The 23570-nt window shown below is 45.5% G+C and carries 19 protein-coding genes; 14 read left to right on the top strand and 5 right to left on the bottom strand.

What is annotated here, in order from left to right; translation table 11 throughout:
* Positions 1 to 43: 43 nt before the first annotated feature.
* Entirely contained in the window at positions 44 to 529 is a 486-nt protein-coding gene (locus G7035_RS24345; RefSeq protein ID WP_019687058.1) for a tetratricopeptide repeat protein, read from the top strand.
* Positions 530 to 684: 155 nt separating this feature from the next.
* On the opposite strand, the gene budA is transcribed toward G7035_RS24345, so the two are convergent.
* Together budA and alsS are read right to left on the bottom strand one after the other, a co-directional pair.
* Positions 685 to 1431: an acetolactate decarboxylase gene (gene budA / locus G7035_RS24340; RefSeq protein WP_016821069.1), complete on the bottom strand. Its 747-nt coding sequence runs from the start codon at positions 1429 to 1431 to the stop codon at positions 685 to 687.
* 163 nt (positions 1432 to 1594) lie between these two features.
* Entirely contained in the window at positions 1595 to 3310 is a 1716-nt protein-coding gene (alsS, locus tag G7035_RS24335) for an acetolactate synthase AlsS (RefSeq protein WP_029515004.1), read from the bottom strand.
* A gap of 515 nt (positions 3311 to 3825) precedes the next feature.
* Between alsS and uxaC the strand changes: the two genes are divergently transcribed.
* From uxaC to G7035_RS24320, 3 genes are all read left to right on the top strand, one after another.
* Positions 3826 to 5250, top strand: coding sequence for a glucuronate isomerase (uxaC, locus tag G7035_RS24330; protein WP_019687060.1), 1425 nt, complete (start codon positions 3826 to 3828; stop codon positions 5248 to 5250).
* Positions 5251 to 5401: 151 nt separating this feature from the next.
* On the top strand, positions 5402 to 6802 hold the full coding sequence (locus G7035_RS24325) for an MFS transporter (RefSeq protein WP_016821072.1): 1401 nt from the start codon (positions 5402 to 5404) through the stop codon (positions 6800 to 6802).
* 86 nt (positions 6803 to 6888) lie between these two features.
* Positions 6889 to 7893, top strand: a complete 1005-nt coding sequence (locus G7035_RS24320) for a LacI family DNA-binding transcriptional regulator (RefSeq protein ID WP_016821073.1) — start codon at positions 6889 to 6891, stop codon at positions 7891 to 7893.
* A gap of 102 nt (positions 7894 to 7995) precedes the next feature.
* Here the strand turns inward: G7035_RS24320 and poxB are convergent, their stop codons facing one another.
* Positions 7996 to 9720 carry a ubiquinone-dependent pyruvate dehydrogenase gene (poxB, locus tag G7035_RS24315; RefSeq protein WP_019687061.1) on the bottom strand — a complete coding sequence of 575 codons (1725 nt, stop codon included), beginning with the start codon at positions 9718 to 9720 and terminating at the stop codon, positions 7996 to 7998.
* Between the two features lie 314 nt (positions 9721 to 10034).
* Between poxB and G7035_RS24310 the strand changes: the two genes are divergently transcribed.
* The 4 genes from G7035_RS24310 (at position 10035) to G7035_RS24295 (ending at position 14651) form a co-directional block, all read left to right on the top strand.
* A complete protein-coding gene (locus G7035_RS24310; protein WP_017428346.1) occupies positions 10035 to 11528 on the top strand; it encodes a tagaturonate reductase in 1494 nt (497 codons plus the stop codon).
* A 17-nt stretch (positions 11529 to 11545) separates the two neighbouring features.
* The gene (locus G7035_RS24305) at positions 11546 to 13045 is read left to right on the top strand and encodes a UxaA family hydrolase (RefSeq protein ID WP_019687062.1); all 1500 of its coding nucleotides are present in this window, start codon (positions 11546 to 11548) and stop codon (positions 13043 to 13045) included.
* A gap of 124 nt (positions 13046 to 13169) precedes the next feature.
* Positions 13170 to 13616 (top strand): acetyltransferase, encoded by a 447-nt coding sequence (locus G7035_RS24300; protein WP_019687063.1) that lies wholly within the window; start codon positions 13170 to 13172, stop codon positions 13614 to 13616.
* Between the two features lie 177 nt (positions 13617 to 13793).
* Positions 13794 to 14651: a DNA-binding protein gene (locus G7035_RS24295; RefSeq protein WP_016821078.1), complete on the top strand. Its 858-nt coding sequence runs from the start codon at positions 13794 to 13796 to the stop codon at positions 14649 to 14651.
* A gap of 168 nt (positions 14652 to 14819) precedes the next feature.
* On the opposite strand, the gene G7035_RS24290 is transcribed toward G7035_RS24295, so the two are convergent.
* Complete coding sequence (locus G7035_RS24290) at positions 14820 to 15710, bottom strand: hypothetical protein (RefSeq protein ID WP_016821079.1); 891 nt, start codon at positions 15708 to 15710, stop codon at positions 14820 to 14822.
* A 254-nt stretch (positions 15711 to 15964) separates the two neighbouring features.
* Here G7035_RS24290 and G7035_RS24285 point away from each other — a divergent pair, with 254 nt between their 5' ends.
* The 6 genes from G7035_RS24285 to G7035_RS24260 all read left to right on the top strand — a co-directional run bounded on the left by G7035_RS24285 (position 15965) and on the right by G7035_RS24260 (position 23207).
* A complete protein-coding gene (locus G7035_RS24285; protein ID WP_016821080.1) occupies positions 15965 to 16927 on the top strand; it encodes an ABC transporter permease in 963 nt (320 codons plus the stop codon).
* 14 nt (positions 16928 to 16941) lie between these two features.
* Positions 16942 to 17829: a carbohydrate ABC transporter permease gene (locus G7035_RS24280; protein WP_016821081.1), complete on the top strand. Its 888-nt coding sequence runs from the start codon at positions 16942 to 16944 to the stop codon at positions 17827 to 17829.
* Positions 17830 to 17855: 26 nt separating this feature from the next.
* Positions 17856 to 19502: a type 2 periplasmic-binding domain-containing protein gene (locus G7035_RS24275; protein ID WP_019687064.1), complete on the top strand. Its 1647-nt coding sequence runs from the start codon at positions 17856 to 17858 to the stop codon at positions 19500 to 19502.
* Positions 19503 to 19546: 44 nt separating this feature from the next.
* Positions 19547 to 21469, top strand: coding sequence for a sensor histidine kinase (locus G7035_RS24270; RefSeq protein ID WP_019687065.1), 1923 nt, complete (start codon positions 19547 to 19549; stop codon positions 21467 to 21469).
* Positions 21459 to 22259, top strand: coding sequence for a response regulator transcription factor (locus G7035_RS24265; RefSeq protein ID WP_019687066.1), 801 nt, complete (start codon positions 21459 to 21461; stop codon positions 22257 to 22259). Before G7035_RS24270 ends, G7035_RS24265 begins: the two co-directional genes overlap by 11 nt.
* Before the next feature lie 135 nt (positions 22260 to 22394).
* Complete coding sequence (locus G7035_RS24260; protein WP_019687067.1) at positions 22395 to 23207, top strand: DUF3891 family protein; 813 nt, start codon at positions 22395 to 22397, stop codon at positions 23205 to 23207.
* A gap of 128 nt (positions 23208 to 23335) precedes the next feature.
* On the opposite strand, the gene G7035_RS24255 is transcribed toward G7035_RS24260, so the two are convergent.
* Positions 23336 to 23473 carry a hypothetical protein gene (locus G7035_RS24255; protein ID WP_013370876.1) on the bottom strand — a complete coding sequence of 46 codons (138 nt, stop codon included), beginning with the start codon at positions 23471 to 23473 and terminating at the stop codon, positions 23336 to 23338.
* Positions 23474 to 23570: the final 97 nt, after the last annotated feature.

Genomic DNA, 23570 nt, shown 5'->3' with positions numbered 1-23570 from the left:
ATGTATCTCAAGGAAATAGTCAAGAAAAAAGTGGGGAATTAGCATGGAACAAATGATTGCAAAAGTCAGCGATCTAAGACGTACAGGACAGGCAATGGAAGCACGTGAGCTTTTATTAGAGGCCCTTGAGCAGGAGCCGAAAGAAGCGGAGTTATGGTATCAGACAGCCTGGACGCACGACGTATTGGGCATGGAAAGGGAGGCGGTTCCCTTTTATGAAAAAAGCCTAGGTATGGCACTAGCCGCAGATTCCAGGAGAGGAGCCATCCTAGGATTAAGCAGTACATATCGTGTATTAGGGGATTACGCCAAGGCGAAAGCGTGGTTGGACACAGGAATGAATGAATTTCCGGATTACAGACCGTTTCGGGTATTCTACGCTATGGTGTTATATAATCTGGGGGAACACGGGAAGGCCATGGAGGGGCTGCTCATGGAGTTGGCTGAAACGACCGCAGACATAACATTACAGGAGTACTCCCGTGCCATTCAATATTATGCTGATAAGTTAGACCAGATCGAGGAATAAGTAGGCCGGAGTGAGAGCATAAGCGGCATTGTGTATATATATTGCCTACATAAAAAGATCACAGTCAGAGAGCAGTAGCCTCATTTTCTGACTGTGATCTTTTGCTTTTTTATTGTCTAGCTAAGAGACCGTACCTTGATGAGCTATATGCGTAATTATTGTGCACCTTCAGTAACAGCGATTTCTTTCTCCAAGTCTACTCTGGACAAATTAGCCTTCAAGTAATCTGGTGTATCGGGCAGCACAAGATGTAGATTGGATTTTTGACAAATACGGATTGTGCACTTGTCGACAACAAAATCAAAAACATGCCCGCCTCCAGTACGTTCATCATTAATAAAATGGAGATGAAATCCGGCTACTCCAATCCCTTGGGCATAAGCAGGTGTCCAAAAGCCTGTGATCACGCCGGAAGCGTCATTAAAAGTAAAGGTAGGCTGTGACTTGGTTGCTTCGATAAATGGTTTGTAAGGCTTCACTTGATGAGGCACAGTACGTGTCTTTACTTCACGAAAAGTGCCATCCATACGGAAGGCATAGAACAGATTACGGCTTGGAAACAGCTTTAGCAGCAAAGCTTCCAGCTCTTCACGATGCATGGGATGGTCAATAGTATATGTGAAATCTTCGCGGAAAAAGGTGACGGTGGAAAACGGAGTAGTTTCTTCCGGTTTTACGCGATGGGCCGTACCGTCTGGAAGCAAGTGATAAAATTCACCATCGAACGCGATCATCTCGCCATTCAGTTGATCAAAGGTACCAATTCCGAAATCCCCGTGCTTTTGCAGCTCCTCAAAGGCAACAACTCCATCATAAAGACCATCTAATAGAGCAAGCATAGTGGACGTTTGGTAAATATCATGATCAGTTTCTTGCTTGGTTTCCAGTCCTGCAACGGTCATGGTAATACACTTCCTTTTGTAATTGTATGCATTCATTTTCTTTCTTTTTCAATAATAAACGTAATGTTTCAGTAAATAACACAAATAGCTCAAAAAAATTATAAAAAATAACGTGTTGCTCTTTAATTGTCACGAAACCGTCACGAGAAAGTCTCGGTAAAAGTTAGTTTAATTGATTTGGTAGCAGTTTGCGTCCCAACTGGATATTATCTTGATAATCAATCGGAATATCAACGACCACAGGGCCATCCGTATGAAGAGCTTGCTGCAATACGTTTTCCAGTTCTTCAGGAGAGTGGACGCGTAATCCAGTGGCCCCAAAGCTTTCCGCATATTTCACGACATCGACATCTCCAAATTTTACGCCAGACGTTCTGCCGTATTTAATCTGTTGTTGAAAGGCGACCATGTCATAGGTACCATCTCTCCATACAATATGCACTAGCGGTGAGTTAAGACGTACAGCGGTTTCGAGCTCCATGGATGAAAACAGAAATCCTCCGTCTCCAGAAATAGACACGACTTTTTGACCGGGGTTGACGAGTGTAGCGGCAATCCCCCAAGGCAGTGCTACGCCCAACGTCTGCATTCCGTTGCTGAATAGCAGGCGTCGCGGTTCATACGAACGGAAATACCGTGCCATCCAAATGTAGTGTGAACCGACATCACAGGTGACTGTGATGTTATCATCAATCAGACTGCGAAGTGTGCGAATAAATTGTAATGGATGAATCAGAAAATCATGCTTGTGGGCTGGAACAGCTGCTTGCTCGTTCAGATCATGGCGTAGACGATTCAATTGGTCGCAGGAGGATTTAGGTAGCTTTAAGGTAGGCAACTCTTCTGCGAGGCCACTCACAATCAGACCTATGTTCCCGATTAACTCGTAGTCCGGTTGATAATCATGATCAATATCGGCTTGATGGTCATCCAGATGAATGAGTGTTCGATTTGCCGGGATGTTCCAGTTTTTTGGGTCGTATTCGATAGGATCATAGCCAATCGTCAGTACCAAATCTGCGGCTCCAAGCAGCATATCACCCGGTTGATTTTGGAACAGCCCCACTCTTCCAAAATAGTGGTCTTCCAGTTCACGGGAGATGGCTCCAGCGGCCTGGAAGGTTTCGACAACAGGCAGATCTGTATCTCGAATAAGAGCACGGATAGCTGCGGTGGCTTCAGGCGTGCTGGCTTTCATACCGAGAAGAAGTACGGGCAGTTTGGCTTTTCTGATTTGGTCTGCGACTTGTTTGATGAGCTCGGCGGGTGCAGTCCCAAGCTGGGGAAGGGAAACCTTCTCAATGACTGTTACTTCGGATGACGAAGTCAACACGTCCTGCGGCAGGCTGACGAATGTGGCTCCAGGCTGGGCTGAGGTCGCAATCCGAAATGCATTAGCAATGGCTTCCGGTACATTATCAGGGTGTTCTACTTCTACACTGTATTTAGTGATAGGTTCGAATAGTCCGGCATTATCCATAGATTGATGTGTGCGTTTCAGGCGTTCCGATCTTGGGACTGCACCTGCAATGGCGACGACAGGATCACTTTCTGCATTCGCGGTGACAAGTCCTGTCGCCAAGTTAGACGCGCCTGGACCCGAGGTAACAATGCATACACCCGGCTTACCAGTTAATCGACCGACCGCTGCTGCCATAAAGGCGGCATTTTGTTCATGGCGGCATACGATCAATTCTGGACCCCGATCTTGAAGAACATCAAAAACAGAATCGATTTTGGCACCTGGAATGCCAAAAATATGCGTAACCCCTTGCTTAATCAAACAGTCGACAACAAGGTCGGCTCCTTTTGTATCGGATTTGGTTTTAGTTTTAGTTTTAGTTTGAACAGCTTGCACTTTTGTACTCAATGCTACCACCTCTTCTTCCTCGTGTGTGAAATAAACTAATGAAATACTTTCAATGTAAATCAATGGATGTATATTGCAATTATAATACAATAACTGGTATTTTCAAGAAAGAAATTTTCAGAAAAAAAGAGAAAATCGTATAAAACGTTTTCAAAGTTTGATTTATCGCGGAAATTAAAATTTGTGGAATTTTCTTATGGTCTCAGTCATCGAGAAGGTTTAGAACAGTTCTCCTCAAATGGGGGCAGATCATTTTTATCCGCTCACATGATAAAAATCACTTTCCTCTACAAAGGATAGCGGTTACAATGTAATTGTTGTTAACGTAAACATTAAATTTAAGGTGAAGTAATCCAGCGTGATAGGATGTACAGAAATCATATTATAGCTTTTTCATCCTGTATAACCACGTGGATTTCTATGTTATGGAGAATGTAATTGTTAAAAGGTAAGTAGAGCTCGAATATTTTTGTTAACGTTAACAATTAATTAAGAAACACGATTATAGAAGGGATGAGAAAGTAATGACCAAAACGTTTTTAGACGAAAACTTTTTGTTGAGCAATCCAACGGCTGAAACCTTGTATCATCAATATGCCAAGGATATGCCGATTATTGACTATCATTGTCATTTAAGTCCACAAGAAATTTATGAAAATAAAAAATTCAAGAATATTACGGAAGCTTGGTTGTACGGTGATCATTACAAGTGGAGACTTATGCGGGCCAATGGGGTCGAGGAGCGATTGATCACGGGTGATGGTGAAGATTATGACAAGTTTCTGGCCTGGGCCAAAACTGTACCTACATTGATCGGCAACCCGTTGTACCATTGGACACATTTGGAGCTTCAACGCTTTTTTGGTGTCTACGAGTTGCTGAATGAACAGAACGCACCTGTGATTTGGGAAAAGGTAAACCAAAAGCTGCAGGGGCCGGGCTATGGGGCACGTGATCTGATTGTGAACTCGAAGGTAACTGTCGTGTGCACCACGGATGATCCGACCGACCATCTCGAATACCACAAACAAATCAGCAAGCTGACCGATTTCCCAGTAGCTGTGTTGCCAAGCTTCCGCCCCGACAAAGCTTTGGAAATTAATCGTGAAACCTTCCAGCCATGGGTGGCTCGATTGGGTGAAGTCAGCGGATTGGACGTTTCCGGGTTTGAAGGATTTTTGAATGCGCTGGCAAGCCGGGTGCGCCATTTTCATGCTGCCGGAGGTCGGGTATCTGATCATGCGCTGGATACTGTAGTTTTTGAAGAAACAACACCGGAGGAAGCAGCAGCCATATTCAGCAAGGGGCTGGAGGAAGGCCGTGTGACTCCTTTGGAAGAGGCGAAATATAAGTCGTACGTGCTGGTCTTCCTTGGCAAACAGTATGCAGAACACGGCTGGGCGATGCAGTACCATATTCACGCGCTGCGTAACAACAACACTGCGATGTTCCGTCGTTTGGGACCGGATACAGGCTACGATGCTGTAAATGATGGTTCCCTCGCTCGTCCACTGGCAGCATTGCTGGATGCACAGGAACTGGCAGGAGGATTGCCAAGAACCATTTTGTATTCGCTTAATTCGGTTGACTATCCAGTATTGGCAAGTCTCGCAGGCAGCTTCCAATCCGGTGGTACAGTAGGGAAAATCCAGTTTGGTACCGCTTGGTGGTTTAATGACCATATCGAAGGCATGCAGGAGCAGATGAAGCTGCTGGCTAATTACGGAGTGCTATCCCGCTTTATTGGCATGCTGACGGATTCACGCAGCTTTCTATCTTACACACGTCATGAATATTTCCGCCGTATCCTTTGCGATTTAATCGGAACGTGGGTTCAGCAGGGCAAGGCCCCTGAGGATCTGGAACTGCTCGGAGCCATGGTACAAAATATTTGCTACAATAACGCCGAGCAATATTTTAACTTCCCAACGGTTGTTCATAGTAAGTGACGCTACATTCTAAAGTGAGGACTCACTAACATCAGAGAAAAGGAGCTCTTGCTAGGAGCTTGTACCCAACTCCCGGCAAGAGCAATTAAAAACCAAAATAGATATCAATGAGTATGTGAAAATAATTACAAGTGTAGAGGAGTGTGTAGGTATGGGAGTGCCTATCGTGCAGGAGAGCGTCCAAACTGACAACAAGACAGGTGAGCATATTAGCCTGAAAGAAAAGATTTCGTATGGTATGGGTGACTTTGGAAACGGATTCATGTTTGATTTGGGGCAGTTGTATTTGCTGAAATTTTTTACGGATGTAGCAGGGGTTTCTGCAGGAGCCGCCGCAGGCATTTTCTTGGTCAGCAAGCTGTTTGCCGCCGTCTGTGATCCCATTGTAGGGTCCTTTGTTGATTATCGCAAACATATCGGTACACGTGGAAAATTTAGACCTTTTCTTGTCGTTGGAAGCGTTATCCTAGCAATTCTTACGGTTCTTACCTTTATTTCGCCGAATATTTCACCCACAGGCAAACTCATTTACGCCTACGCGTCCTATATGATCTGGGGGATTGGTTACTCTATTGTAAACATTCCATACGGCTCGTTGGGTGCTGCCATTACGCAGGATACTCAGCAACGTGCTTCGTTGTCATCTTTCCGTCAGGCGGGATCACTAGGTGCATTATTCGTAACCAGTGTCGTGGTCATGCCGCTTATTTTATTGTTTCCTAACCATCATGTTGGCTATCCGGTGGTCATGGGGATCATGTCATTCATTGGTGTGATCGCTTTCATCATATGTTACCGAGGAACGAAAGAACGTATTATTAGCCAGTCCGGGCCAAAAGAGAAGCTATCTTTAGGCGTGATTGTGCACACCTTTACGAATAATAAACCCTTGCTGGTGCTCGTTTTAATGACGATTTTCACCATTTCCGCTTACAATATCAAGTCCGCACTGTTGATCTATTTTGCCGAATATAATTTGGGACATGTAGAATTAATGGCGTATATGAATTTTATTATTATCGGTTCGTCACTGCTGGGTGTATTGTTCCTGCCCAAACTGGTACGGCGTTTTGGTAAACGTAAAACAGCAATCTTAGGGATGCTAGTTAGCGTTATTGCCGATTCGATTAACTTTTTGATGCCTTCCAACGTATATATTTTCACAATTCTGGCGAGTATTTCGTTCATTGGTATTAGTATTCCCAACGGGGTTACCTGGGCATTCGTGTCCGATATCATTGATTACGGCGAATGGTCATCCGGGGAGCGCAAGGAAGGGATTACCTACTCACTATTTAACTTTTCACGTAAATTGGCTCAATCCTTGTCCGGCTTTCTATCGGGTATTGGACTGGCGCTTGTAGGATATGTACCGAATGTGATTCAATCCTCTGGAACGCTGCTTGGAATCAAAGCCTTGCTTTGTCTTTATCCGGCTGTTGCCTTGGCATTGGCCATGCTAGTAATCGGTAAAATGTACAAACTGACGGACAGCAGACATGCAGAAATGGTTCAAGAATTACAGCGTCGACATGCGGACAACCGCGTATAATTTGTGAAGGTCTTCTTTTCCGGGCGGCTCCTGTGGTATGGTGAGTATATAATTTTTTAGAGCCTTACTAAGGAAAGGATACGTATATGGCAGCTACTATTAAAGACATTGCCAAACTGGCTAATGTTTCCCATACAACCGTCTCCCGGGCGCTCAATAACAGCCCGCTGATTAAAGAAGATACGAAACGCAAAATTATGGAGTTGGCAGAGCAGCTCAATTACATTCCAAATTACAATGCTAAAAGCCTGGTTCTCCAGCGCTCGCATACGATAGGCCTGTTTTTCACCAGTATTTCAGAAGGCACCAGCTCCAGTTTTTTTGCGGACACCATCCGTGGAGTTAACAACGTCATTGGGGTGGATTACAATCTGTTTGTGCGAGGAATTGACGATTACGCTGATTTTTCTGCTATTCATCGCAAGCGTTTTGATGGCATCATTCTGATGAGTCAAAGCGAAGCGGACAACCCTTTTATTTATCATGTGCTAGGTCAAGGCATTCCGCTAGTTGTACTGAACCGGCAGGTGTCTGGGGCTGGGATTGTAAATGTGATTTCTAATGATAAGGAAGGCTCCTATGAAGCTGTTTCCTTTCTCATTGAAAGCGGGCATGAACGCATTGCGATCATCGAGGGGGTAGAAGGCTTCAAGTCGACCCAGCAACGCCGCGAGGGTTTCATGAATGCATTAATTGATCGTGGTAAGCCGATCCGACACGAATATATTGTGCAGGGTCACTATGATACGGAAAGCGGAAGTCTGGCAATGAAGCAACTGCTTGCCTTGGAAGAACCACCGACAGCGGTGTTTTGCTCTAACGATGATATGGCTATTGGTGCGATGAATGCGGTATTTGAAAATGGCTTGAAAGTACCGGAGGATATCTCTATCATTGGGTTTGACGATATCGGCTTCTCAATGTATACGACTCCACCGTTAACGACGGTCAAAAGACCGATTGAGCAGATTAGCGAGCGCGGAGCCGCTTGCATTCTGGAACGAATTCAGTCACCGTCCAATGAGGGCGAGCTTATATTTATGGAAACCGCGCTCATGAAGCGGAAATCGACGGCAGACAGACTACGCTGAGTTTTGTTATGTAAAAGAGGCAAGCCCCAAAGGGGCAGGAACAATGCTCAAGCACTGTTCCTGCCCCTTTTTTGTTGAAATGAGCACTGCTTCGTCATGTATTTAACGAAAGAGATTGGTTTTAGCCAGTTCAACAATCTCGTCTCCGCGTCCGTTCAGCACGGCTTTCATCATCCACAGTGTAAATCCCTCTGCTTGCTTAAGATTAATTTTAGGTGGCATGGATAGTTCCTGACGGTTCACCACCACATCTACCACAACAGGGCCGTCATGAGCCAATGCTTGCTGAATGGCATCCTCCAGCATGGTCGGATCTTCAACCCGAATGCCCTTAATTCCCATGGCTTGTGCTACAGCACCAAAATCAGGGTTAACCAGTTCAGTCCCGTTTTCCAAGAATCCGGCTGCTTTCATTTCCAACTCGACAAAGCCGAGAGCGCCATTGTTGAAAACAATAACTTTTACAGGCAGTTGATGCTGTTTTAGGGTGAGCAGGTCGCCCATCAGCATCGTGAGTCCACCATCGCCTGAGAGGGCAATCACCTGTCGGTCAGGCTCAGTGGCTTGCGCACCGATCGCCTGCGGCAGTGCATTTGCCATCGTACCATGATTGAAGGAACCGAGAAGTCGGCGCTGACCGTTCATTTGCAAATAACGCGCTGCCCATACTGTGGGAGTACCGACATCACAAGTGAAAATAGCATTTTCCTGGGCGGCATCACTGATAACCTTGGCGAGATATTGCGGATGGATCGGCATATGGCCTGGCTTACCAACCGCCAGATCGTCCAGTTCCTGGCGTACCTTGGCATAATGGGAGACGGTTTTTTCCAGATGCTTGGTATCATGCTTCGACGTTAAATGAGGAAGCAGCATTTCCAACGTTGCCCTTACATCCCCGCATAAACCATACGTCAACGGAGTTCGTCTGCCGAGATGGGAAGGGTCTATATCTACCTGTAGGACAATCGCATCTTCAGGATAAAATTGTCTGTAAGGAAAGTCTGTTCCGAGCATGAGCAGGACGTCACAATCCATCAAGGCATGGTACCCGGAAGAATACCCGATCAGCCCCGTCAATCCAGCATAATAAGGGTTGTTATATTCCAGATATTCCTTGCCTCGCAGAGCGGATACCATGGGAGACTTTAGCTTGTCGCACAGCTGCATAAGCAAGTCGTGAGATTGAGCACAACCAGCGCCACATAGCAGCGTAATTCGTTTACCGTTATTTAAATATTCAGCCAGCCGTGAAATTTCAGAAGCGGACGGATGGACGACAGGTGCTGTGGGGTGATAGACATGTTCAGGAGTGGGCACCTTTTCCGCTTCCAAAGCTGCTACGTCACCGGGAAGAACAATGACGGAAACACCTGAACGTGAAACTGCCTCCTGAATAGCCATGGTCACTGTTCTTGGAATTTGACGCGGTGTCGTAATTACCTCACAAAAGTGACTGCATTCTCCAAAAAGATGCTCAGGGTGTGTAGCCTGAAAATATTCACTTCCGATTTCATCACTTGGAATATGAGCCGCAATAGCAAGTACAGGCACTCGATTGCGGTGGCAATCATATAAACCGTTAATCAGATGCAGATTCCCGGGGCCGCTACTACCGGCACATACGGCAATGCTGCCACTAAGATCAGCATCTGCTCCAGCTGCAAAGGCAGCCACTTCTTCGTGCCTTACATGAATCCATTCAATTTGACCATTGCTGCGAATGGAATCCACCATATTATTTAATGAATCTCCAACGATGCCATAGATCCGCTTGACCCCTGCATTAACTAAAACTTGTACAATAGTATCTGTGATTGTCTTCATAGATGCTCCTCCTGCCTAGTAAGTAGTGTTATCCTGCCCGTGCTTTCTTGCGTCTATTCTGCTGAAATGTATATATGAACAAGGTCTCGGGATAGGGTAATAGTTAGCCTTAACCGTCTTGGAACAGGTGCGAAACAACGCAAGAAGGACAATATACTTGCATATTTTTATATAAACGTATATGTTAACGTGTTCATATTATTGTCATTATTATTTTTTTAAACTAAAAATGTTGATAAAACTATTTTGTTAACGTGTGCATTGTGATAAAATAACGGTGAAATCATTATGGTACTAGTGGGAGGCTACTCCAGATGAAACATGTAGATGAATTAGACCAATTAAACAGAAAAAGCTTTATCATTACAGAACCACATCCCGAGAGGGTACTGCAATTCGGGGAAGGGAACTTCCTGCGTGCTTTTGTAGACTGGCAAATTGACAAAATGAATAAGCTGGCAGAATGGAATACAGGGGTTGTGATTGTACAACCGCAGCCAGGAGGCCTTGTGGAGAAGCTTAACGTACAGGATGGTCTCTATACGGTTATCCTTGAAGGAATTAAGGACGGGAAAGCCATGAAAGAGCATACCGTTGTGGAGTGCGTCACTCGTGGTATTAATCCATACGGCCCGGAATTCATGGAGTATGAAGCATTATCCCAAAAGCCAGAGCTGCGCTTTATTGTTTCAAACACAACGGAGGCAGGGATCGCTTATACACCTGAGGATCAATTGGAAGATCGCCCGCAAAAAAGCTTTCCAGGCAAGCTGACCGCCTTTCTGTACAAGCGCTTTCAATTTTTCAAGGGCGATCAAAGCAAGGGACTGGTCATTATTCCGTGCGAACTCATCGACCGTAATGGAGACGCTCTCAAGGAAATCGTGCTAAAATATGCGAACCAATGGGAGCTTGGGGCCGAATTTATTGCATGGCTAGAGAAAGCGAATACGTTCTGCAACAGTTTGGTGGATCGGATTGTACCTGGTTATCCCAAAGACCGGATTCATGAAATCCAAGCGGAATTGGGTTACAAGGACGATTTGGTTGTTGTGGGCGAGCAGTATCATTTATGGGTTATTGAAGGGCCACAGTGGCTTAAAGAAGAATTACCTGCTCATTTGGCTGGATTGAATGTACTGATTGTCGACGATATGGCGCCATATCGTACACGGAAGGTGCGCATTTTGAATGGAGCACATACGGCGCTTACCCCAGTAGCCTATCTATATGGCCTGGATACAGTGGGGCAAGCGGTCGAGCATAAGGTTATGGGCGAATATATCCAGTCGTTGATTCGAGAAGAAATTATTCCGACACTGGACTCGCCAGCAGCGGAATTGAATGTATATGCCGACGATGTGATTGAACGGTTCCGTAATCCCTATGTAAGTCATTATGTCATGAGCATCGCATTGAATTCGGTATCCAAGTTCAAGACACGGAACTTGCCATCCTTGCTACAGTATGTGGCACAGCGTAAGGCGTTGCCTGCCAAAATCGTATTTTCGCTAGCATCCTTACTCGTATTTTACCGGGGAGACAGAAATGGCGAGTCGATTGCATTGGCCGACGAAGCGGAAGTATTGAGCACGTTTGGCGAACTGTGGAGTACGTATGACGGATCTCTCGCTGGAGCGAAGCAATTGACCGAGCAGGTACTCAGCAAACAGACATGGTGGGGTCAAGATCTGAATCAGATCGAAGGGCTGGCTGAACAAACGGCGCAGCACGTGTATGAAATTACAAGCAGAGGAATGAAGGAGACGCTCGATTCTCTAACCGGGAACAGCGTACCCGGAGCATAAGCAAGGAGGAGACTGGAATGCTGGAATTCATTCAAATTCATGATCAAGATAACGTGGCTGTCGCTTTGCGTGATTACAAGCAGGGAGAGACGCTGGCATGGGGAGCACAACAAGAACAATGCGTGGAGCTGGCGGAGGATGTAGCGCGTGGGCACAAAATTGCGTTGCAGGACATCCCTGAAGGTGGGCATGTTCTGAAATACGGATATCCCATCGGTCATGCCATTCAGCCCATTCAGGCAGGTCAACATGTGCATACGCATAATACGAAAACGAATCTGACAGGTGTGGAGGAATATACTTACAAGCCTAAGCCAGCTCCTCATATTTATGAACAGGAGAGTCGGACGTTTCAAGGATTTCGGCGCAAGGATGGTCGTGTAGGGATTCGCAATGAGTTGTGGATTGTGCCGACGGTAGGCTGTGTGAACGGAATTGCCGAACTCATTTTAAACCGCTTCAAGCAGGAAGTGGGAGATATCTCACCTTTTGAAAATGCACTTGTGCTCAAGCATAACTATGGATGTTCTCAGTTGGGCGACGACCATGCACATACGCGCACGATTTTGATTGATGCAGTGAAACACGCGAATGCAGGTGGCGTACTAGTACTTGGTTTGGGCTGTGAGAACAATGAAATGAAAGAATTTAAAGAAGCCATCGGGGAATATGACGCGGAGCGGGTGAAATTTTTGCTTTCCCAGGAGGTGTCGGATGAAGTGGAGGAAGGGGTAAAGCTGCTCCATGAAATTTTTGCAGCTGTGCAAGAAGATCGACGGGAGCCTGTACCTTTGTCTGATCTGAACATCGGCTTGAAATGCGGTGGATCTGACGGTCTGTCGGGTATTACTGCCAATCCACTGCTTGGACGATTGTCGGATTATATGGCAGCACAGGGTGGAACGACCGTACTGACGGAGGTACCCGAAATGTTCGGCGCGGAGACGATTTTAATGGAGCGCGCTGCCGATGAGCAAGTATTTGATAAGATCGTACATTTGATTAACGATTTCAAACAATATTTTCTGGATTATAAGCAGCCAGTATACGAAAATCCGTCACCAGGCAATAAAGCAGGCGGCATCACGACACTGGAGGATAAATCACTGGGCTGTACGCAAAAATCCGGGTCCTCCACGGTCACCGATGTCATTCAGTACGGAGAGCGTCTCAAGACCAAGGGACTTAATCTGCTCAGTGCGCCGGGGAATGATCTGGTTGCTTCTTCCGCTCTTGCTGCAGCGGGCTGTCAGCTCGTCATATTCACAACCGGGCGTGGCACGCCTTTTGGCTCCTTCGTTCCGACGATGAAGGTGTCGACCAACTCGCCGTTATATAAGGCTAAACCTCACTGGATTGACTATAACGCTGGTTCACTGGTGGAGGATGTCAGTATGGAAGAGGCGCTACGCAACTTTGTCGATTACATTATTGATGTAGCCAGTGGAACCTGGGTGAATAATGAGAAAAACAATTTCAGGGAGCTTGCTATTTTCAAAAATGGCGTTACGTTGTAAAGGGGTTGTAACCTAAAGGAGGCGGAAGAATCCGCCTCCTTTTTGTGTTTGAATGCTGCTAAATACACATGTTAGACTTACTGCAAACCATACTATACGGATATTCGCATAAGGGGGAAATACAGTGCCACATGACATTATTGCTTATCGAGAAGAAAATCATGATCAACTCGTAGATATTTGGCTTCGGGCAGTACGCCAAACGCACACATTTTTGTCTGAAGAGGACATTCAATTTTACCATCACATCGTAAGTAACGGCGCTTTTAGAGAAATTGAGGTTTGGGTAGAATGTACTGAACTTCAGGAGCCGACGGGTTTTATCGGGCTGGACGGGCAGAAAATAGAGATGCTGTTTGTCGACCCAGAACGGCATGGACAGGGCACAGGCAGCCGACTTATCAAGCATGCTGAAAAAATAAAAGGGACGCACCTCAAAGTAGATGTGAATGAGCAAAACGAGAAGGCGCATGCTTTCTATAGACATTATGGCTTTAAACAAACAGGACGATCTGCGCTGGATGGATCAGGCCGGGCATTTCCGTTGCTTCATATGGAACTGAACAAATGAATGCTCTATAGGATCTACATTTTGAAAACTGGAATATTTTATAATTTTCCTTGTCATATGTTTGATTTCATGATATAACTTAATTACGTTATAAATACGTAATTAAGTTATTTTTGATTGAGATATAGATCATGGTTTGTTTGATGAGTACAAAAGTCGGACAAGGAGGTGGGGAGGGTGGATGATCTTGTTCACTCCGACATCACAGATCTAGACACACTTGTTAACATGATTAAGCTGTCCTTTTCGTTTATGGATGGTACCCATATGATCGCTTTATGCGATCAGCTGTATTACCACGTCAACCAGAAGTATCAAGAGTGGCAGCTCTACAAAGCATTCAAGAAACCTATACAACCGATACATACCAAACGGCCGTTAGTCTACTATTACGGCTACAGTCATCTTATGAAAGGCATGGCCTTCCAAAAACAGGGCAAGTATGAGGCCGCCCGAGACTGCATTGAAAAATATGCAGAGTTAGGCTGGTTTAATGGTCTCGATCCATATGGAGAAGCAGAAGTGGATTATTATCGCCATGCTGCGAGAGCTAATTTATATGCTCTTGATATTTTGTCAGGTCGTTCCGAAATGTTGCAGGAATACGTTCAATTTCTTCGTGACAATCCGGAAGAGCTGTTACCAGGACTTCTTTCCATTGTTGAGGGAGCGACCAGACACGACTATCCTTTGGAGCGCGTGCTTGAATCATTTGCCGAACAAATTGAGGATTTTAAATATTTTGAAGAGCCTGTGAATGTTTCATATTATTTTCGCTTCTGCTATCAGTTGGCTCTTTATTATATAAAACTGCGGCAGTTTAGGGTTGCGTTGGGCTATATCCTGCAATCTCTCAAGCTGTCCGATACTCTGGGTATGGAACATGAGCATGAGTTTAGGAAATGTACTGCTATATTTGAGATTTTCAGATCCCAAGCTACGGCAACACAGCAAGACCAATATATAACTATTCTAAAAGGAGTGTTAAAGGATGAAAAAATTGATTTCACGCCCGTTGTCGCTCAGTCTGTTTAGTTTGCTGGTGTTTGTAACTAGTCATGATCTCATCACCGTGTTTTATCATGGAGCCAATCATTAATAAGTGAGAATGGTAAAAAGTAGGATGTTTTGATTAACCAAATAGCAAGTAAGCTCATGAAGATCAGAGCTTGCTTGCTATTTAGCGTTTTTTATGAGGAATATTTAAGCGGTTGTAGGCTTGTGCAACAAACCTTGTTCTAATGGATGCAATGAAATCCTTGTCTGTTGGTAAGCGGGGAATGTTTCTTCTGTACTGTATGATCCAATTTTTAATGCTGCGTCCAGTGCTCGTAGCAAGCAGCCCACGAATTGCTCTGGCGAAAAGTAAATGCTTTTCCCGACCATATGAATGTGAAGCTCGTTATGGTCACGGTTGCTTACAGACAGTAATAAACCTTGACCCTGAAAACCCGTACCGATGGCGCGTACTTTGTTTATACCTGAAAGTAGTATTTCTGTTTTCAACGCACGTCCTTGTTCCTCTACAAACACAGATATCAGCCGTTTGTCAGTAACGATAACAATTTGGTTACCCTGAAACGTATGGCTAAGGTGTAGGAAATCTTTATACACTCCAATAGTTTGCTCATGCGGAGAGACAATCCCCATCCGTACAAACTCATCCAACTCTGTGACGTCGGGCTCCTGATGATTTTTAATTCGTTTTTTGATACTGAATTGAATGGTCAAGATCCCCAAGATAGCTATAAGAAAAGCACTAAGGCGGACGTGGTATATAAAGAACATCAAAACGATAAAGCCGCCGAGTAACCACTGTCCCCAAGTCAAATAACGCAGCTTTTGTTGTGCCGTACGGCGATAATAACCATAGCCCTTTCCTGGCTGATACTCTTTACTTAACTTTGTCATACCGCGTAGCATGGTCAATCCATAAATCGATAGGACTGTCATCCCGAGCCCCAGGAGGGTCATAAACCATTCCTGAGCTGCCACGCCGACTAAAGTACACAGGCCAAACATGAAGAACCCTGCCCAGCAGGCAAACCTTTTAATCCGAACCTGTTTCTGAATCGAACGAACTAATTCTTCCATTCTTAATCCTCCTGATCTAGGCCCATAGGTAATGATTGGAATTCTATATAGTCTTATCGTACCATCTGATAGTCTTTTTCGTAAATTAATAGAAATAGAAAATCCAAGGGCTGGAATAATTTTTTTGCGTATTGTCCTATCTTCACCTGAACTTTAGACACCAAAATCAAAAAATCCAGTACTACTCATTAAAAGCAGAAGCCCCTAAAATAATGGATGTAAGTGCTTACAAAAAAAGAAGGGAGGTCTTCTGCATGAGTACAGGATGGAAAAATCCACAGCCACAGCCGTCGGTTCGATCGAGGAAGGGGACATCACTAGCGCGCAGATGGGCTCAACAAAGACATTTGCAGACCATGGCACTGCTTGGAGTGGTATGGATGATTATTTTCCATTACATTCCGATGTACGGCATTTTGATTGCTTTCAAACATTTTGACATTATTGGTACTATATCAAGCGCACCATGGGCGGGGTTAGAACATTTTCGTGCCTTCTTAGAGGATGATAGCTTCTGGTATATTGTCAAAAATACACTGGGCATTAGCCTGCTCAAGCTGGCAATCGGGTTCCCGTTACCTATTGTGTTTGCTCTGTTTCTAAATGAAATCCGGTCTACGCGGTTTAAAAAATCCATTCAGACCATTTCGTACCTTCCTCACTTTCTATCATGGGTCATTCTTGGCGGAATTTTAACCACATGGCTGGCAGATACCGGGATGATCAATCAACTGTTGCTGGCTTGGGGCTGGATCGACCAGCCGATTAGTTATTTAGCGGAGCCAGGCTATTTTTGGACTATCGTCGTCAGCTCGGATATTTGGAAGGAGCTTGGATGGTCAGCTATTATTTATTTGGCAGCCATGGCGGGCGTATCTACGGACATGTACGAAGCAGCCACCATTGACGGAGCGGGACGGTTTCAGAAAATGTGGTACGTCACACTTCCTGCGATCAAGGGTACAATATCCATTTTGTTTATTTTAGCGGTTAGCGGCATATTGAACTCCAACTTTGATCAAATTCTTGTCCTGCGTAACTCGCTAAATGAAAGTGCAAGTAATGTAGTTGATATTTATGTATATCAAGTGGGCATTCAGCAGGGACGCTTCTCGTATTCTACTGCGGTGGGATTGCTAAAATCAGTTCTTGCTCTCATTTTGCTGCTGATAGCCAATTCGGTGACCAAACGGATGAATAATACCTCTCTATTTTGAAGGAGGACGGATGTATGCAGTTATTGCGACGCAGAACAGCAGGCGAAGCGATATTCGATTTCTTCAACAACATCTTCATGCTGGTTATTTGTTTTGTGACCTTATATCCCGTGTGGTATGTGCTGGTGAACTCCTTTAACGAAGGAGCTGACGCAATGCGAGGCGGCATTTACTGGTGGCCGAGACTCTTTAGTCTGGATAGCTATCAGGCTGTTTTTGCCAACAGCGGCATCATGACTGCGATGGGAGTAACGGTTGCCAAGACGCTAATTGGTACGATTGTACATGTGTTTTTTACCGCAATGATTGCATATGCATATTCCCGTAGAGAGCTGATCGGGCGTAAGCTGTATATGCTGATCGGCACCATTACCCTATTTTTCGGTGGAGGTTTGATTCCTACGTATTTGCTGATCCGTGATCTTGGGCTGCTGGACAGCTTTTGGGTGTACATCATTCCTGCAATGTTCAGCTTTTTTGACCTTATTATTTTTATGGCTTTTTTCCGGGAGCTGCCGGATGCGTTGGAGGAGGCGGCGAAAATAGACGGTGCTAACGACTTCAGCATCTTCTGCCGGATCGTACTTCCTGTATCGATGCCTGTAGTAGCGACCATTTCGTTGTTTCATGGGGTGTACCAGTGGAACGATTATTTTACAGGAATGATCTATATCAATAATACGGATCTTCAGCCGATTCAGACGTATTTGTACCGGGTTGTTGCCCAATCCAGCTCTAATCAAATGATGTCTGCCGCACCCGGGATTGTCGCCCAGTCCGTTACTTCGCAGTCCATCAAGCTGGCGACGATGGTCATAACAACGTTGCCGATTGTACTTGTATATCCATTTCTGCAAAAATATTTTGTCAAAGGGCTAATGATCGGCTCGGTTAAGGGCTAGCATATCATCCAAAGGGGAGATTTATGATGAACATTCGCAAATGGCAGAAGGGGCTGTTAGCTGTTGTTCTACTGGTAGGAACGCTCGTGGGATGTACATCCGGTGGAAGTGGCGCTGTCACGGAATTGAAGGACGAGAAGACTAAGGCTTCGGCAGATGCGCCAGGCTGGAAGGCCGATACAGAGCCGATTACGTTTGACTGGTATTTAAATTTTTCCTGGTTCCCGAACAAGTGGGGGACGGATATGACTTCGAAGTATGTGACGCAAAAGACTGGAGTCAGTGTCAATTTTATCGTACCTGCTGGGAATGAAAATGAAAAGCTGAATACCATGCTCGCCTCCGGTAAGCTGCCTGATTTTGTCACGCTTGGTTGGGGGGAAGATGCGGTCAAAAAAATGATCGAGGGCAAGATGGTTCTCCCGCTTAACAAGCTGGCCGAGAAATACGATCCGTATCTGATTAAAATGGCTGACCCGGCCAAAATGTCCTGGTATCGTCAAACAGACGGGAATGTATATGGGTATCCCAACGCGTCCTCTTCACCGCAGGACTACCAAAAATACGGCCAAAATTTTGTCTCCAATCAGACGTTTATGGTTCGGAAGGATATGTATGAGGCGATTGGCAAGCCGGATATGAGAACACCGGAAGGATTTTTGAAAGCGCTTCAAAAGGCGAAAGAGAAATTTCCGGAGGTGAACGGTCAGCCGCTGATCCCGATAGGGTTCCACGAATTTACGGATAACGGAAATTATTCTTTTGAAGACTATTTACTTAACTTTCTTGCCATTCCTCACGAGAAGGGCGGAAAACTGTATGACCGTCGTTCGGACGAAGAGTACATTCGCTGGCTCAAAACATTCCGCCAAGCCAATGAGCAGGGCCTGATCGCCAAGGACGTATTTATCGACAAACGTCCGCAAATGGAAGAAAAGGTGGCACAAGGACGGTATTTTGCCATGCTATATCAGCGGTCTGATTTTGCTACACAACAGGTGACATTGCATGCGAAAGATCCCAACTCCGTCTACATTGCAGTGGATGGACCTTCCAACAGTAAGCTGGACCCGCCGACGCTGGCCGGGCCAGGCATTTCCGGATGGACAGTGACACTTATTTCGAAGGATGTGAAAGACAAGGAGCGGGCTATTGAATTTCTGACTTATCTGATTAGTGAGGAAGGGAACCGTGATCTGTATCTGGGGGAGCAGGGAAAGTTGTGGGACACAGTTAACGGTAAGCCAGCCTTCAAGCCAGAGGTACTGGAGCTGCTGAACAAGGATCGCTCTGCTTTTGACAAAAAGTATGGCGCCTCCTCCACCTTCTGGATGCTGATGGATACAAATATGAGTTTGCAGTGGGCGCCGCCCAGCGTCGAGCCGTATAAGCAGCCGGAAGATTGGACGAAAGGCAAGACCCACAGCTTCTCCCAATATGAAAATATCAAACCGACCGGAACCTCGGCAGAAGGCATTGCTTCAGGCCAGATAGACAAAATTTGGGGAAAGGCATTACCGAAGCTGCTGCTAGCTTCCTCGGATGAGGAGTTCGATCAGCTGTTTGCCCGCTTTTTGGAAGACCGCAGAAAAGCAGGCTATGACAAAGTAATGGCTTATCAACAAAAAGCCTATGAGGAAAACCTCAAAAAAATGGAACAGTTCACAAAATGATCTCGCTCAATCATTTATCTATTGAATGTTAAGGATGTGATTTCATGTCAGGCCGTGTACGTTCACAGCTGAAGAGCCTGCTGCGCCGCCATATATGGCAGTGGCTGACGGATACGGCCGATCGGCTAGGCGGTTGCTCCCTTCAAGTCAAGCTCATTGTCGCTTATATCGGCGTCATTTTAATCCCGGTGGTATTGTTCTCGCTATATACCTTTCATCAATTGTACGAGAACACCATGCATGACATTACCGTACAAAATCAGTATGTACTGGATACAGAGCTGGCCCAGATTCACAGCAATATGGAAATTATGGAGCGGACCGCACAGCTTGCGATTTCAGATCGCAACGTACTTCGTTATCTAACCGAGGAACGTGAAATAAGTAGCGATGAATTGGTTCAATTCAACTTAAATGTGTTTCCCAATTTACAGCACTTGCTATACAGCAATCCCAACGTAGAGAATATCCGGCTGTATACGAGTAATCCCCAGGTACATGAAATATGGCCCATGATTTTCAATGAATCACGCCTGCCCAAAGCTTCCTGGCTGACAACAGCTCAACATCAGCAAGGAAAAATATGGTGGGATATATACAAGGGACCTAAGAGCTTATTGCTGGGGCAAGCAGGGCAGGAAAGTGAAGCGGTACGGTATATGGCATTACTGCGTGAAATTCAGGCTAGCGGGGGAAAACACGCAGGCTTAGTGGAAATCAACATGAGGCTGGAGCTCTTTTCACCTAGAGTATTCGGAACCGTACCACGTGATTATGCATGGCAAATGTTCATCCTGAACGGTGGAAAATCAGTGTCTTCTACCGATATAGCTACAGCTTCCTTTCAACCTGATCCCATTCCGATCCCTCTGTCCCATGTGCACCATCTGTTACAGTCCCGCGTTCAGGGACAGGGTGGTGCTTTTGACTTTACCTTTGGAAATAAGCCCTATCTTGGTTTGTACCGTTATATAGAAGGACTAGATGCCTATCTGCTAAATGTAGTGGCGCTGGACGGTCCGCTGGGTGACCTTCGTCAAAAACGCAATGCCATGCTGCTCATTATTTGTATATTGATATTGCTAATGTCCGTCATTTCTTATACCTTGCACGCCCTTATTCTCAAGCAGCTGCATACACTGCGTGAATCTATGAAAAAAGTACAGCAGGAGGGCGACTTTCAGCTTACAATCCCGGTATATGGGCGGGGAGAAGTTGCGGAGCTGGCACTATATTTTCGCAGTTTACTAAGTCGGATTAACGTGCTCATTGCTGAGGCTGTACAGAAGCAGGCCGCTGCTCAGGAGGCCGAGCTACAAGGACTCAAACATCAGATTGATTCCCATTTTCTCTATAATACATTGGAAAATCTAAAAATGATGGCGGAGATCGAGCGACAGTATCCGCTGTCGGATGCGCTCACCTCCCTTGGTTCGATGATGCGCTATAATCTCCAATGGTCTGGGCCGTGTGTTTCTTTGCGGGATGAAATTCGGCATATTCAGCATTATGTAGCCATTATGAACATCCGCCATGATAACCAAATTGCACTGGACATTCGCCTGTCGTCGACGTTTATGGAACTGGAAATACTGAAAATGTCGCTGCAGCCTGTAGTCGAAAATGCGATAAAGCACGGTTGGAGTGCATTACAAAGCCCGCTGCGCATCAACATTGAAGCCTTCTCCAAGCAAGATATCGTTGAACTGCGTATACAGGATAATGGAGTGGGGATGTCTGAAGAAAGAAAAAACGCCATCATGGCTGGTCTGGAACAGACGGATATGGGTTCCCACGAGCCCGGGATAAATAGGGGGATCGGTTTGTATAATGTGCATCGCCGTTTGAGTATGCAGTATGGCCTAGGGTTTGGCGTAAAACTGGCCAGCATTCCTGGACAATCGACGACAGTAACCCTGATTTTGCCTAGACGTCACATCACGAGGGGGGCGAACCATGACGACTAAGCTGTTGATTGCAGATGACGAGAAGAACATTCGAATGGGGCTTCAAGCTATGATCGAACGGGAGTATTCCGATCTCTATGAATACGTGCTGGTCAAGGACGGAGGCGAAGCCTGGCAGCATGTAAAGGAGTTTTCACCCGAGTTGGTGATAACGGATATCCGTATGCCTGTTATGGATGGAATTATGCTGATGCAGCATATTCGCAAGCTGGAGCCAAGAGACAGACCTTTAGTAATCATTCTCAGTGGATATGACGAGTTCCAGTATGCGCGCGAAGCGATTCGTTGCGGAGCGCGGGAGTATTTGCTGAAGCCGATTGTGCGAGAGGAACTGTTCAGTGCGTTGGCAGTTTTGAACGAAGAATTACAGCAAAGGAACTCTCTATTAAACGATTGTGTGAATAGCGGGGCGATAGATAAACTGACTGGAAGAATGGACGCTACTAGTGCGATTGCCGATAGAAGCGGCAGCTTGACGAGAGCAATCCAGTACATCCATGCTCATTTCAGCGAGGATTTGAACATGGCGGTAGTATCTAATGTAGTATCCTTGAATTATACGTATTTTAGTCAGGCGTTCAAAGCCTATACAGGTCTTAGTTTTGTTCAATATTTAAAAAGGCTGCGCATTGCAGAAGCCAAAAAGCTGCTAGGGCGTCAAGAGGGCAAGATTTATGAAATTGCGGCTACTGTGGGCTTTGACAATGCCAAGCATTTTAACAAGGTGTTCCGTGAACTGGAAGGAATGACTCCGCAGCAGTTTCGGCTGAAGAATCTAAGGGGTAATTGAAAGTAAGGATGGAGAAAACTTCACTGCCTTTTTACCCTTATCCTGATATAATGAATGAAGGTAAACATAACCATGGCCTTCGATCAGAAAGTTTGTACACATATCAGATAGACGCCTAACGGAAGGGGATAGCATATGGTTATTTATGAAACGGATCAAGCTTATATCATGACGACGCAGCATGACCATGCTCGTATTTCAGGTGAGTTGGCTTCACAGTGGGAAGACAGTGCCTTTAAAAATAGACGTCATAGACAGGATTTTATATATGCAGCGAGGGAGCATGACCGGGGTTGGATTAGGCTGGACGCTGCTCCTTTCTGGAATGATTATGTGTCAGCACCTTATACGTTTATCGATTTTCCGCTTAGTCCACGTTTTGTTTTTTATCGTCTCGGGATTGATGAAGTCGAGCAAGAGAATGCGTATGCGGCGTTGCTGTGCAGCTTGATGTACAAGGAGCTCGTCGGACGGACCGAGCATGAAAAAGCTCAGGACAAGCAGATTACGCATGCTTATCAAGAGGCAGAGGAACAGCGTCGCCAGAGGCTAAGACAGGAGTTGGCATGCGGTGTAACCTTCGAACATCAAGTGCGGACGGATGTACGGAGAATGTTATTTTGCGACGAATTGAGTCTGTTTTTATGCAGCCGAGAGCCGGGTACTCCTACAGCAGATTATGAATGGTTTGCTGAAGGTTTGAGCTTCCCGGCTGTTCGTCATGAAAGCGGACGGGTTCGGGCTGAGTGGTTATCGGACCAGACAGTAGGTCTGTCCTTTTTCCCTTTCAAGGGCAAAGTAGAGATTACTCATACCTTCAAGAAGGTGAGTAAAGAGAACATTCGTACCTCGGGTCTTCTAGAAGCGTACCGTTCCTCCGAATGCACGCATCGAACCTTTACCATCGAACATATCATGGAAGTAGAAGAGCAAAAAGAGAATGCCTGAACGTCTAATGATTCAGCCTCGAACCGATGTGTTGTGCATTGTTCGTGGTTGCTGAGTAGCGTCAGAGCAGAGCCTCCCTGAACAATTTTTCAGAGAGGCTCGTTTGTTTCTGGCTTTAAAATTTACGATTAAGATTTTGCAGATGTTTTTGCACGGTTGACCATCGTCTGTACCTTATTCAACACCTTATCACGTGCTCCTTTATTTTTCATCAGATACGTAACACCCATTCCCAATGCTGCTACTACCCATTTTTTATTCTTCATCAATAACGCCTCCTTATGATCATGTTGTCATACGCTAATGCCTAAAAAGCATCCAAAATGTGAAATGATGAACGGGATTTTACGATTTAGTGATTCC

Source organism: Paenibacillus polymyxa (genome assembly GCF_015710975.1).
GTDB classification, from domain to species: domain Bacteria; phylum Bacillota; class Bacilli; order Paenibacillales; family Paenibacillaceae; genus Paenibacillus; species Paenibacillus polymyxa.
Note: the sequence above shows the minus strand (reverse complement) of the source record. Positions and strands in the feature narration are given on the sequence as shown.